The following is an 11,065-nucleotide window of genomic DNA, read 5'->3' on the forward strand; positions in this document are numbered from 1 at the left end:
TCGCGGGCATCGCTGGTCCGTCCCATGAGTCGAGTGGACGACCCAACTCGCACGACCGGTCGTCTACTCACCCGCGCCCTGCACCCCGCGCCCCGCGCCCCGCGCCCGCGCCCTGCACCCCGCGCCCCGCGCCCCGCGCCCGCGCCCCGCGCTCCGTGCCTCAGCCCCTTGTGTCGCGGCGAACTGATATCTAACATTTCAGTTCATGGAGGCTGTGCCACGCACTCTGCTCAGGGACCGCGCCTACGCGGCGATCCGGGATGCCATCGTGACCGGGGACATCGCCCCGGGCGCGGTGGTGCGCGACGCTGATCTCGCCGAGCGGCTGGGGCTGTCGAGGGCGCCGGTGCGGGAGGCTTTCGCCCGGCTCGTCGACGAAGGCCTGCTGGAGAGCAAGCCGCAGAGCTACACGCGGGTGACCCCGGTCGTGGCCGCCGAGGTACGGGACGCGGCGGCCGTGGTGGGCGCCATGCACGAGCTGGCCACCCGGGTGGCGGTGCCCCGGCTGTTCGCGGCGGACGTCGAGCGGATGCGCGCGGCCAACGAACGGTTCTCCGCCGCCGTACGGGCCGGGGACGTGGACGCTGCCCTGCGGGCCGACGACGCACTGCACGACATCCTCGTCCGGGCCGCCGGCAACCGCGCGGCCGCCGCCACCATCGTCCGCTACACCCCCCTCATCCGGCGGCTGGAGCGAAGGCGCTTCGGCGAGGGCGGCACCTGCCGTTCGGCCGGACTGCACGGCCGGCTGATCGAGGCCTGCGCCCGCGGTGACGTGGACGAGGCGGTCCGCGTCACGGCCGAGATCTGGCGCACCCTCGCGGATCTGGCCGACTCCACTGACTCCGACGACTCCGACGCCTGAGTGCCTGAGTGCCTGAGTGCGTTAGTGGCCAAGTGGCTGAGTGGCCAAGTGGCTGAGTGACCGATCGACCCGCTGCTCCAGGAGGCCCCATGTCCCTCTCCTCGTACGAGCGTTACCCCCTTCTCTTCGGCCCGTCCCCGGTCCACCCGCTGGAACGGCTCACCGCCCACCTCGGCGGAGCCGCCCTGTGGGCGAAGCGGGAGGACTGCAACTCGGGCATCGCGTACGGCGGGAACAAGACCCGCAAGCTGGAGTACCTGGTCGCCGACGCGCTCGCGCAGGGCTGCGACACGCTCGTGTCGATCGGCGGGGTGCAGTCCAACCACACCCGCCAGGTCGCGGCCGTCGCCGCGCGCGCCGGACTGAAGTGCGTGCTGGTGCAGGAGAGTTGGGTGGAGTGGCCCGACTCCGTGTACGACAAGGTCGGCAACATCCTGATCAGCCGGCTGGCCGGAGCCGATGTGCGACTGGTCCGGGCCGGGTTCGGGATCGGCTTCAAGGAGAGCTGGGAGCTGGCTCTCCGGGAGGTCGAGGAGGCGGGCGGGAAGCCGTACGCCATCCCGGCCGGGGCCTCCGACCACCCGCTCGGCGGACTCGGCTTCGCCGGGTGGGCGTACGAAGTCGTCGAACAGGAGCGCGAGTCGGGCGTGTTCTTCGACACCGTGATCGTCTGTTCCGTGACCGGGTCGACCCAGGCCGGCATGGTCGCCGGGTTCGCCGCGCTGGAGGAGGCGGGCGGTCGGTCCCGGCGCGTCATCGGCATCGACGCCTCGGCCGAGCCCACCCGGACCCGCGAGCAGATCGCCCGCATCGCCCACGGCACCGGCCGACTGATCGGTGTGCGGCGGGAGCTGACCGTAGAGGACGTCGAACTCGACGAGCGCTACCACGCGGGTGTCTACGGTGTCCCGGACGAGACGACCGTGGAGGCGATGCGGCTCGCCGCGCGGACCGAGGGCATGGTCACCGACCCCGTCTACGAGGGGAAGTCGATGGCCGGGCTCGTCGACCTGGTCGCACGCGGCGAGATCGGCCGCGACTCCACCGTGCTCTACGCGCACCTGGGCGGGCAGCCCGCCCTGAACGCGTACAGCGCGCTGTTCTAGCACCTGTCCGGCCGGCCGACAGGTTATCGCCCTTGGCCGCCTTGGCCGCCTTGGCTGCCGTGGCCGCCCTGGCCGCCCGGGTCGTTCCGGCTGCCCTGGCCGCCCAGGGCCGGGGTCCCCCGCTTCCCCTTGATCACGAGGGTCGCCGTCAGCAGGGCCGCCAGCGCGATCAGGCCGGCCGCGCCGAACGCCCGGGCCGCGCCGTGGGTGAGGGTCTCGGCCGGGCCGCCCGTCGTGTGCCGGGTGGCCGTGCCGTACACCGTGACCAGCACGGACAGACCGAGCGTGCCGCCGAGCCACTGCAGGGTCTGGAGCAGGCCGGAGGCGGCGCCCGCCTCCTGGGGCCGGACCTTCGCGAGGATCGTGGCGTTCAGCGGCATCAGGGCCAGGCCGACACCGACGCCCAACAGCAGCAGCGGGCCGAGCAGACCCGTCACATAGCCGTCGCCGGGGCCGAGCCGCCACAGCCAGGCCGCCGAACCGGCGAGCAGCGTCATGCCGGTCAGGATCAGCGGCTTGGCGCCGAGGCGGGCCAGCAGCCGCGGTACGAACCGTACGGTCGTGAACATCACCACCGTCATCGGCAGGAAGGCGAAGCCCGCGCGCAGCGGGCTGTAGCGCAGCACCTCCTGGCTGATGAGGGTGAGGAAGTAGAAGGCGCCGAACATGCCCGCGGGCAGCATCAGGACGCCGACGTAGGCACCCGCCCGGTCGCGGTCGGCGAAGAGCCCGAGCGGCATGATCGGCTGCTCGGCGCGAGCCTCGACCAGGGCGAAACCGACGAGCAGGGCGGCCGCGCCGGTGAAGCCGAGCAGTGCCAGGGTGTCGCTCCATCCCTCCTGTGAGACCCGGATGAAGGCGTACACCAGTGAGGCCGTCCCGCCGGTGCCGGTCAGGGCGCCCGCCGCGTCGAACCGGCCCGCGTGGCGCGGGGTCTCGGTGACGAAGCGGGGCAGGGCGACGGCGACCGCGACGCCGATGGGCACGTTGATCAGCAGGGCCCAGCGCCAGGACGCCCAAGCGGTGAGCATCCCGCCGAGGACCAGGCCGACGGAGGCGCCGATGCCGGCCATGGAGGAGTAGACGCCGAGTGCGTGGTGGCGGCGGGGGCCCTCGGGGAAGTTGGTGGTGATCAGGGCGAGGGTGCTGGGTGCGGTGAGGGCGGCCCCGGCCCCCTGGATGGCGCGGGCGGCCAGCAGCCAGCCTCCGTCACCGGCCAGCCCGCCGAGCAGCGAGGAACCGGCGAACAGTAAGACGCCGAGGGTGAGCGTGCGGCGCCGGCCGAGGAGGTCGCCGACGCGCCCCCCGAGCAGCAGCAGTCCGCCGAACGCGAGGGTGTACGCATTCAGCACCCACGACAGCCCCGTGGCGGAGAAGCCGAGGTCGTGCCGCATGTCGGGCAGGGCGACGTTGACGACCGTGGAGTCGACTCCGACCATGAGATAGGCGGTGACGATCACGAGCAGGACGGCACGCTGCCGCCCGGCCGGCCCGGGCGGCGTGGGTGGCGTGGGTGGCGTGGGTGGACGGGAAGAAGCGGCCGGGGCGGAGGCGGCCGAGGCGGAAGGGGACGGCGTGGACATGGGTACTCCCTGTCTGGTGTCCCCGCGTGATGTGGTGGAACATGCGGGCAGCACGAAGAGACCCAGGTCGTGGGCCCGCGGCGACAAGCGGAGTAAGCGGGGACTATCTCCGTTTAGTGCTCGCTAAAATACGGAGAGAGTCCCCGGTTCGCAAGGAGTAACTGGATGACGCAGGTCAGACCCATGCGTGCGGACGCTCGCCGCAACTACGAGCGCTTGCTGAAGGTGGCGGCGGAGGCCTTCGCCGAGCATGGGGAGGGCGCTTCCCTCGACGACATCGCCAAGCGGGCGGGCGTCGGGTCCGGCACGCTGTACCGGCACTTCCCGACCCGGCAGGCCCTGCTGGAGGCGGCCTACGTCGACCGGATCGAGGCGCTCGCCGTGCGGGCCGACGAACTCGGCGAGGAACTCCCGCCCGGCGAGGCGCTGCTGGAGTGGCTCAACGAGTTGTGCGTCGGCACGATCCAGGTCCGCGGCATGAAGTCCCTGCTGGGTTCCGCCGTCACGGACGGCAGCGCGGCCGCGGTCACCGCCTGCGGTACGAACATGAAGGGAGCGGCGACCCGCCTGGTGGAGGCGGCGCAGCGGGAGGGGACCCTGCGGCGGGACGTCGAGCCGATCGACGTACTGCGCCTCGCGCACGGCGTGGCGACGGCGTCGGAGCTGGCGAAGGGGGACAGCGACGCCATCCGCCGGTATGTGTCACTGCTGACCGAGGGACTGCGGCCCGCGCGTTGACGACAGCGGGCGCCCCCATGACAGCGGGCGCCCCATGACAGCGGGCGCCCCCGTGGTGGCGGGCGCCCGTGCCGAAGGACTGCGGGTGAACGACTGCGGCAGAGCGACTGCGGGTGTGGACGACTGCGGCTGAGTGACCGCGGCCCTGAACGGCCGCGGCTGAGTGACCGCGGCCCTGAACGGCCGCGGGCCGAGGGGAGCGCGCGGGCTACAGGGACTCGGCGCCCGGCTTCACCATGTTCCGTACGGTGCGGGCCTTCACGAAGTCGCCCATGGCCGTCATCTCCCACTCGCCGGAGAACTGCTTGATCAGCTTGGCCATCAGCACGCCCGTCTGCGGTTCGGCGCCGGTGAGGTCGAATCGGACGAGCTCCTCGCCGGTCGAGGCGTCCAGCAGGCGGCAGTAGGCCTTGGTGACCTCGGTGAACTTCTGGCCGGAGAAGGAGTTCACCGTGAAGACCAGCCCGGTCACCTCCTGCGGGAGACGGCCGAGGTCGACGACGATCACCTCGTCGTCACCGCCGCCCTCGCCGGTGAGGTTGTCGCCGGAGTGCTTGATCGCGCCGTTCACGATGGAGAGCTTGCCGAAGTAGCAGCTGTCGATGTGGTTGCGCTGCGGGCCGTAGGCGATGACCGAGGCGTCCAGGTCGATGTCCTTGCCGCGGAACGCGGGCTCCCAGCCCAGGCCCATCTTGACCTGCGAGAGCAGCGGGCGGCCGCCCTTGACGAGGGAGACGGTCTGGTTCTTCTGGAGGCTGACCCGGCCCTTGTCCAGGTTGATCTTGCCCGTGGCGGCGGCGGGGGCCGGAGCGGGCGGTGCCGGAGGCATCGGCGGGGCCGCCTGCGCCATCGGCGACCGCTGCACGGGCGGCGGCGGGGCGACCTGCTGCGGCGGAGCGGCCGGTGCCGGCTCCTCAACCGTCACGCCGAAGTCGGTGGCGATGCCGGCCAGGCCGTTGGCGTACCCCTGGCCGACCGCGCGTGCCTTCCAGACGCCGTTGCGCAGGTAGATCTCCACGACGACCAGCGCCGTCTCCGAGCCGAGCTGCGGGGGAGTGAAGGTGGCCAGCACGCTGTTGTCGTCCGCGCTGCGGATCGTCGCCGTCGGTTCGACGCCCTGGAACGTCTGCCCCGCGGCGTCCGGGCTGGCGGTGACGACGATCTTCTCGATGCCCGGCGGGACCGCGGACGTGTCGACCGTGATCGCGTCGGGGGCCGTGCCGCCGCCGGAGCGGTAGGTCACACCGGGGCCGCTCGGCTGGTTGTAGAAGATGAAGTCGTCGTCGGAGCGCACCTTGCCGTCGGCGGTGAGCAGCAGGCCCGAAACGTCGAGCCGCACCGGAGCGGCGACGTCCACCGTCACACGCGCGGTGGAGAGAGGGATGTTCGAGCCGGGGGTCATAGCTGTCATGCCGGGTGAACGAGCGAGACCACTTTGCCGTTCCCTTACCCGGACCCGAACGGGCCCGGGCACGGACATCTCAGGGACAGGGCGGGGCCTCGGGCTACGGGACCACGACGATCTTGCGGCCCACCCCCGCCGCGAACTGTTCCAGCGCGCGCGGGTACTCCTCCAGGGGCATCCGGTCGCTGATGAAGACCTCCGGGTCCAGCACCCCGTTCGCGAACAGCTCGGCGGCCCGCTCGAAACTGTGCAGGACGGCCATCGAGCCGGTGATGGTGATCTCCTGGTTGTAGATCCGGTACGGGTCGACGGTGACCCGGGCCGCGTAGTCGGCGACGCCGAACTGGAGGAACGTGCCCGCCTTCGCCACCCGGCCCAGGCCGTCCTGGATGGCCGCCGCGTTGCCCGTGGCGTCCACGACCAGGTCCCAGCCCCCCGGCCGCTCCAGCTCGTCCGCGTTCGCCGCCGTCCCGGAGACGCCCAGCCGGCGCGCGGTCTCCAGCCGTGCCGGGTTGAGGTCCACCACGTCCACGCTCGCCGCCCCCGTGCGCTTGGCCAGCTCCAGCATCATCAGCCCCATCGTCCCGGAGCCGTAGACCAGCACATGCGCGCCCAGCCGTGAACGGAGCACGTCGTAGCCGCGCACCGCGCAGGACAGCGGCTCGATGAGCGCCGCGTCCTGGGTTCGGATGTGCTCGGGCAGCCGTACGCAGTTCGCCACCGGCGCCACCGCGTACTGGGCCGCGCCGCCCGCCGTGGTGACGCCGATCGCGGCCCACCGTTCGCAGAGGTTGTTGTGACCGGTACGGCAGTAGCGGCACTCGTGGCAGTACAGGGACGGGTCCACCGCCACCCGGTCGCCCACCGACACCTCCGTGACCTGCGCGCCGACCCCCACCACGATGCCCGCGAACTCGTGCCCGGGCACGATGGGCAGCTTCGGCGCGAACTCGCCCTGGAGGATGTGCAGATCGGTGCCGCACAGACCGCAGGCGGCGACCTCGACGACCACCTCGCGCGGCCCTGGCGTCGGGTCGGGGACCTCGGTCACGACGGCGCGGCCCACGGACTCGATGACGGCGGCCTTCATTTCACGGCTCCCAAGGACAGGCCCTGGACCAGTTTGTCCTGGGCGGCGAACCCCGCGGCGAGCACCGGCAGGGAGACGACGAGCGACGCGGCGCACACCTTCGCCAGGAACAGGCCCTGGCTGGTGATGAAGCCGGTCAGGAAGACGGGTGCGGTCTCCGCGACCACGCCCGTGAGCACCCGCGCGAACAGCAGCTCGTTCCAGCTGAAGATGAAGCAGATCAGGGCCGTCGCCGCGATGCCGGGCAGGGCGATCGGGGCGACCACACGCGCGAGGATCGTCGGCAGCCGTGCCCCGTCCACTCGCGCGGCCTCGATGATCGCCACCGGGACCTCGGCCAGGAACGACTGCATCATCCACACCGCGATCGGCAGGTTCATGGAGGTGTAGAGGATGACCAGCAGCCAGATGTTGTCCAGCATCCCCGCGTTCTTCGCGAACAGGTAGATCGGCAGCAGGCCCGCCACCACCGGCAGCATCTTGGTCGACAGGAAGAAGAACAGCACGTCCGTCCACTTCCTCACCGGACGGATCGACAGCGCGTAGGCCGCCGGGAGGGCGAGGAGCAGGACGAACAGGGTCGACGTGACCGACGCCACCGCCGAGTTGACCAGCGCGGGCCAGGGACTCGCGCCGCCGCCGGTGCCGAAGAACTCGCGGTAGCCGTCGAGGGTGAGCGACGCGGTGAAGGACGGCGGGTTGGTCGCCGCGTCCTGCTCCGAGTGGAAGGAGGTCAGGGCCATCCAGGCGACGGGCAGGAAGAACACGATCGCGGTCACCCAGGCCAGCAGCCCCGGGCCGCCTCTGCGCAGGACGTTCATGGGCCGGCCACCTCCTCGCGGAACAGGGACGAGACGACCCGCAGGGCGAAGGTCGCGATGACGATCGAGCCGATGACCACCAGGACGCCCGCGGCCGACGCGAGGCCGTTCTTATGGGCCTGGTAGAAGCTCTGGTAGACGGTGTAGGGGAGGTTGGCCGTGCCCAGACCGCCCGAGGTGATGGTGAAGACCGCGTCGAAGTTCTGCACGATGTAGATCGAGCCGAGCAGGGCGCCCAGCTCCAGATAGCGGCGCAGGTGCGGGAGGGTCAGGTGGCGGAAGACCTGCCAGTCGCCCGCGCCGTCCACCCGGGCCGCCTCGATCTGCTGCTGGTCGCGGCTCTGCAGCCCGGCCAGCAGGATCAGCATCATGAACGGCGTCCACTGCCAGACCAGGGAGGCCTCCACGGCGAGCAGCGGGGTGTCCGAGATCCAGTCCGGCTGGGGCCCGCCCACGTAGTGCAACAGGCCGTTGAGCAGCCCGTACTCAGGGTTGTAGAGGACGTGCTTCCAGAGCAGGGCGGCCGCCACCGGAACCACCAGGAAGGGCGCGATCAGCAGCGTGCGGACCACGCCCCGGCCGCGGAACCGGCGGTCCAGGAGCAGCGCCAGGGCCAGCCCCAGCACCAGACTGACCAGCACCACGGTCGCCGTCAGCAGGACGGTCGTCCACACCGAGTGGCGCAGATCGGCGTCGGTCAGGACCTGGTGGTAGTTGTCGAACCCGGTGAAGCGGCGGGCTTTCGGATAGAGGGCGTTCCAGTCGAAGAAGGAGATCACCACCGTGGCCACGAACGGGAGCTGGGTGACCACGATCATGAAGACCAGGGCGGGGAGCAGCGGGGCCCGGGTCGCCCAGGCGCGCAGGCGGGGGGACGGCCCGCGCGGGGTGGGTGCGGAGGGTGCGGCCACCGGGGCCGTCGTCGTCGCGGTCATCGTCCCTCGTACTCCTCGGAGATCCGCTCGGCGAGCTGCTGGGACTTCTTCAGGGCCGACTCGACGGACTGGCGTCCGGCGATGGCCGCGCTGATCTCCTGGGAGACCTTGGTGCCGAGGTCGGTGAACTCGGGGATACCGACGAACTGGATGCCGGGCGCGGGCCGTGGCTGCACCCCCGGGTCGTTGGGCTTCGCCGCCTCGATGGCCCGCTTCGTCATGTCCTGGAAGGCGGCCGCCTCCTCGCGGTAGGCCGCGTTCTCGTACGTGGACGCACGCTTGCCGGCCGGTACGTTCGACCAGCCGGTCTTCTCGCCGACCAGCTGCTCGTACTGCTTGCCCGAAGCCCAGGCGACGAACTTCCAGGCCTTGTCGGCGTTGTGGGAGGCCTTCTGGATGCCCCAGGCCCAGGTGTAGAGCCAGCCGGAGGCGCCGGTCTTCTCGACGGGAGCCGGGGCGTAGCCCACCTTGCCCCTGACGGGGGACTTCGCGGCCTCGAGGGAGCCGGCCGCCGAGGTGGCGTCGTACCACATCGCGACTTTGCCCTGGGTCATGTTGTTGAGGCACTCGGCGAAGCCGGACTGGGCGGCGCCGGACTCGCCGTGGTCGCGGACCAGGTCGACATAGAACTTCGTCGCCTTCCCGAAGGCGGGTGAATCGAGCCGCGCCTTCCAGTCCTTGTCGAACCAGGTGCCGCCGAAGGTGTTCACGACGGTCGTCAGGGGCGCCATCACCTCGCCCCAGCCGGGCAGTCCGCGCAGGCAGATGCCCTTCATGCCGGGCTCGGCGCCGTCCGTCTTCGCCGCGAGGCCGGCCACCTGCTGCCAGGTGGGGTGCGCGGGCATCGTCAGGCCCTTCGCGGCGAACACGTCCTTGCGGTACATCAGGAAGGACGACTCGCCGTAGAAGGGCTGGCCGTAGAGCTTTCCGTCGTCCCCGGTGAGGGACTCGCGCATGGGTTCCAGGACGTCCTGCTCGTCGTAGGCGGCGTCCTTCGCCACGTACGAGTCCAGCGGGTGCAGCCAGCCGTTGCGGGCGTAGATCGGTATCTCGTAGTTCGACAGGGTCGCCACGTCGTACTGGCCGGCCTGGTTGGCGAAGTCCTGGCTGATCTTGTCGCGGACGTCGTTCTCCGGCAGCAGGGTGAAGCTGACCTTGATGCCGGTCTCCTTGGTGAAGTGGTCGGCGGTGAGCTTCTGCAACTCCGCCATCTGCGGGTTGTTGACCATGAGGACGTTGAGGGAGTCGCCGCCGGAACCCGCCCCGCCGGCTCCGGCCCAGCAGCCGGAGAGCAACGGGGCGAGCAGCGTCCCTGCGGCGACCGCGGCGAGCGTGGCTCGCGGCCTCCGTCGGCTCTGGGTGCGCATGGATCGCTCCTGGACATTGGGGGATGTAACGGATGCCCCGAGGCGTGGAGGTGCCCTTGGGGTGGGTGGTTCGGTGGTTCGGGGCTCAGACCCGGATGACCTGAGGTCCCAGCAGGGAGTAGCGGTGGGCCTCGGCCACCGGGAGCAGGGTGCTCGTCACGATCGCCTCCAGCGCGCCCACCTCGGCGAACCGGCAGAAGCTGACCGCCCCGAACTTGGTGTGCACGCCCACGAAGGCCACCCGGCGGGCCGCCCGTACGGCCTGCGCCTTGACCTCGCCGACGGCCGGGTCCGGGGTGGTCAGACCGTGTTCGCGGGAGATGCCGTTGGCGCCGATGTAGGCGAGGTCCACGACGAAGCCGGCCAGCATCTTCGTCGTCCAGTGGTCGACGGTCGCCAGCGTGCCGGAGCGGACCCGGCCGCCGAGCAGCAGCACGGACATGTTCTCGGTCTCGGCGAGCGCGCCCGCCACCGGCAGGGACGCGGTGACCACGGTCAGCGGCCGGTCCCTGGGCAGCGCCTCGGCGATGAGCTGCGGGGTGAAGCCCTCGTCGACGAAGACCGTCTCGGCGTCCCCGAGCAGCCCGGCCGCGGCGGCGGCTATCCGGCGCTTCTCGGGTACGTGGCTGGTGGCGCGGAAGGCCAGCGTCGTCTCGAAGCCGGCGCTCTCCACGGGGTAGGCGCCGCCGTGCGTACGGCGGACCAGGCCGTGGTCCTCCAGGGCGCGCAGATCCCGCCGTACGGTCTCCCTGGCCACGCCCAGTTCGGCGGCGAGCGCGGCGACGTCGACCGAGCCGTTGGCCCGCGCGGTGCGCACGATCTCGCGCTGGCGCTCCTCCGCCGTCCTCTGGCTCATGCCGTCACCTCCCTCTCCCGCGTCCTGCCCGTTCGGGCCCGGAGGGACCCATGGGGGAAGTTCTACAGCGGGCGCGCGGCACTGACCAGGCCTGTTGCGGGCCCGATACTGCCCGGGTGGGCCCGTTTCCGGCGCGGTCCGCCCGGCTCGGACCTGCGGAGCAGCCGGACGGCGGGTGGGATCGGGCAGGGCGGGTGCCCGGATACGGCGGCGGGGGGGGGCGCGGGGCGGCCCGCCGCCCGACCCCCCGCGACGCCACCGCGCGCAGCCGGCCCCACGCCGGCGGGCACAGCGACAGC

10 protein-coding genes are annotated in these 11,065 nt (G+C 71.6%); 3 read left to right on the forward strand and 7 right to left on the reverse strand.

The genetic code is table 11. The features are described 5' to 3' along the window. Nucleotides 1-205 precede the first annotated feature (205 nt). Both ACFWBB_RS19510 and ACFWBB_RS19515 read left to right on the forward strand, forming a co-directional pair. On the forward strand, nt 206-865 hold the full coding sequence (locus ACFWBB_RS19510) for a GntR family transcriptional regulator (protein ID WP_385273564.1): 660 nt from the start codon (nt 206-208) through the stop codon (nt 863-865). Between the two features lie 89 nt (nt 866-954). After that, nucleotides 955-1,971 (forward strand): 1-aminocyclopropane-1-carboxylate deaminase, encoded by a 1,017-nt coding sequence (locus ACFWBB_RS19515; protein WP_385273567.1) that lies wholly within the window; start codon nt 955-957, stop codon nt 1,969-1,971. Between the two features lie 23 nt (nt 1,972-1,994). On the opposite strand, the gene ACFWBB_RS19520 is transcribed toward ACFWBB_RS19515, so the two are convergent. Continuing rightward, a complete protein-coding gene (locus ACFWBB_RS19520) occupies nt 1,995-3,554 on the reverse strand; it encodes an MFS transporter (protein ID WP_385273570.1) in 1,560 nt (519 codons plus the stop codon). Between the two features lie 165 nt (nt 3,555-3,719). On the opposite strand from ACFWBB_RS19520, the gene ACFWBB_RS19525 reads away from it, so the two are divergent. After that, nucleotides 3,720-4,292, forward strand: a complete 573-nt coding sequence (locus ACFWBB_RS19525; protein ID WP_385273573.1) for a TetR/AcrR family transcriptional regulator — start codon at nt 3,720-3,722, stop codon at nt 4,290-4,292. A 208-nt stretch (nt 4,293-4,500) separates the two neighbouring features. Here ACFWBB_RS19525 and ACFWBB_RS19530 read toward each other — a convergent pair whose 3' ends face one another. The 6 genes from ACFWBB_RS19530 to ACFWBB_RS19555 all read right to left on the reverse strand — a co-directional run bounded on the left by ACFWBB_RS19530 (nt 4,501) and on the right by ACFWBB_RS19555 (nt 10,766). After that, on the reverse strand, nt 4,501-5,694 hold the full coding sequence (locus ACFWBB_RS19530; RefSeq protein WP_385273691.1) for a TerD family protein: 1,194 nt from the start codon (nt 5,692-5,694) through the stop codon (nt 4,501-4,503). Nucleotides 5,695-5,797: 103 nt separating this feature from the next. Next, a complete protein-coding gene (locus ACFWBB_RS19535) occupies nt 5,798-6,787 on the reverse strand; it encodes a zinc-dependent alcohol dehydrogenase family protein (protein WP_385273576.1) in 990 nt (329 codons plus the stop codon). Further along, nucleotides 6,784-7,608 carry a carbohydrate ABC transporter permease gene (locus tag ACFWBB_RS19540; protein WP_385273579.1) on the reverse strand — a complete coding sequence of 275 codons (825 nt, stop codon included), beginning with the start codon at nt 7,606-7,608 and terminating at the stop codon, nt 6,784-6,786. Before ACFWBB_RS19540 ends, ACFWBB_RS19535 begins: the two co-directional genes overlap by 4 nt. After that, complete coding sequence (locus ACFWBB_RS19545; protein ID WP_385273583.1) at nt 7,605-8,543, reverse strand: carbohydrate ABC transporter permease; 939 nt, start codon at nt 8,541-8,543, stop codon at nt 7,605-7,607. The genes ACFWBB_RS19540 and ACFWBB_RS19545 overlap by 4 nt, the downstream gene beginning before the upstream one ends. Continuing rightward, nucleotides 8,540-9,910, reverse strand: a complete 1,371-nt coding sequence (locus ACFWBB_RS19550; protein WP_385273586.1) for an ABC transporter substrate-binding protein — start codon at nt 9,908-9,910, stop codon at nt 8,540-8,542. Before ACFWBB_RS19550 ends, ACFWBB_RS19545 begins: the two co-directional genes overlap by 4 nt. Nucleotides 9,911-9,995: 85 nt before the next feature. Then, nucleotides 9,996-10,766, reverse strand: coding sequence for a DeoR/GlpR family DNA-binding transcription regulator (locus tag ACFWBB_RS19555; protein WP_385273589.1), 771 nt, complete (start codon nt 10,764-10,766; stop codon nt 9,996-9,998). Between the last annotated feature and the right edge of the window lie 299 nt (nt 10,767-11,065).

Origin of the sequence: Streptomyces sp. NPDC060000 (assembly GCF_042737375.1) — a bacterium.
In the GTDB taxonomy this organism is placed as follows: domain Bacteria; phylum Actinomycetota; class Actinomycetes; order Streptomycetales; family Streptomycetaceae; genus Streptomyces.

Excerpts from the sequence above, each read along its gene's own strand:
- ACFWBB_RS19515 (WP_385273567.1), top strand. The coding sequence starts at position 955 with ATGTCCCTCTCCTCGTACGAGCGTTACCCCCTTCTCTTCGGCCCGTCC.
- ACFWBB_RS19520 (WP_385273570.1), bottom strand. The coding sequence starts at position 3,554 with ATGTCCACGCCGTCCCCTTCCGCCTCGGCCGCCTCCGCCCCGGCCGCT.
- ACFWBB_RS19535 (WP_385273576.1), bottom strand. The coding sequence starts at position 6,787 with ATGAAGGCCGCCGTCATCGAGTCCGTGGGCCGCGCCGTCGTGACCGAG.
- ACFWBB_RS19545 (WP_385273583.1), bottom strand. The coding sequence starts at position 8,543 with ATGACCGCGACGACGACGGCCCCGGTGGCCGCACCCTCCGCACCCACC.
- ACFWBB_RS19525 (WP_385273573.1), top strand. The coding sequence starts at position 3,720 with ATGACGCAGGTCAGACCCATGCGTGCGGACGCTCGCCGCAACTACGAG.
- ACFWBB_RS19510 (WP_385273564.1), top strand. The coding sequence starts at position 206 with ATGGAGGCTGTGCCACGCACTCTGCTCAGGGACCGCGCCTACGCGGCG.
- ACFWBB_RS19540 (WP_385273579.1), bottom strand. The coding sequence starts at position 7,608 with ATGAACGTCCTGCGCAGAGGCGGCCCGGGGCTGCTGGCCTGGGTGACC.
- ACFWBB_RS19555 (WP_385273589.1), bottom strand. The coding sequence starts at position 10,766 with ATGAGCCAGAGGACGGCGGAGGAGCGCCAGCGCGAGATCGTGCGCACC.
- ACFWBB_RS19530 (WP_385273691.1), bottom strand. The coding sequence starts at position 5,694 with ATGACCCCCGGCTCGAACATCCCTCTCTCCACCGCGCGTGTGACGGTG.
- ACFWBB_RS19550 (WP_385273586.1), bottom strand. The coding sequence starts at position 9,910 with ATGCGCACCCAGAGCCGACGGAGGCCGCGAGCCACGCTCGCCGCGGTC.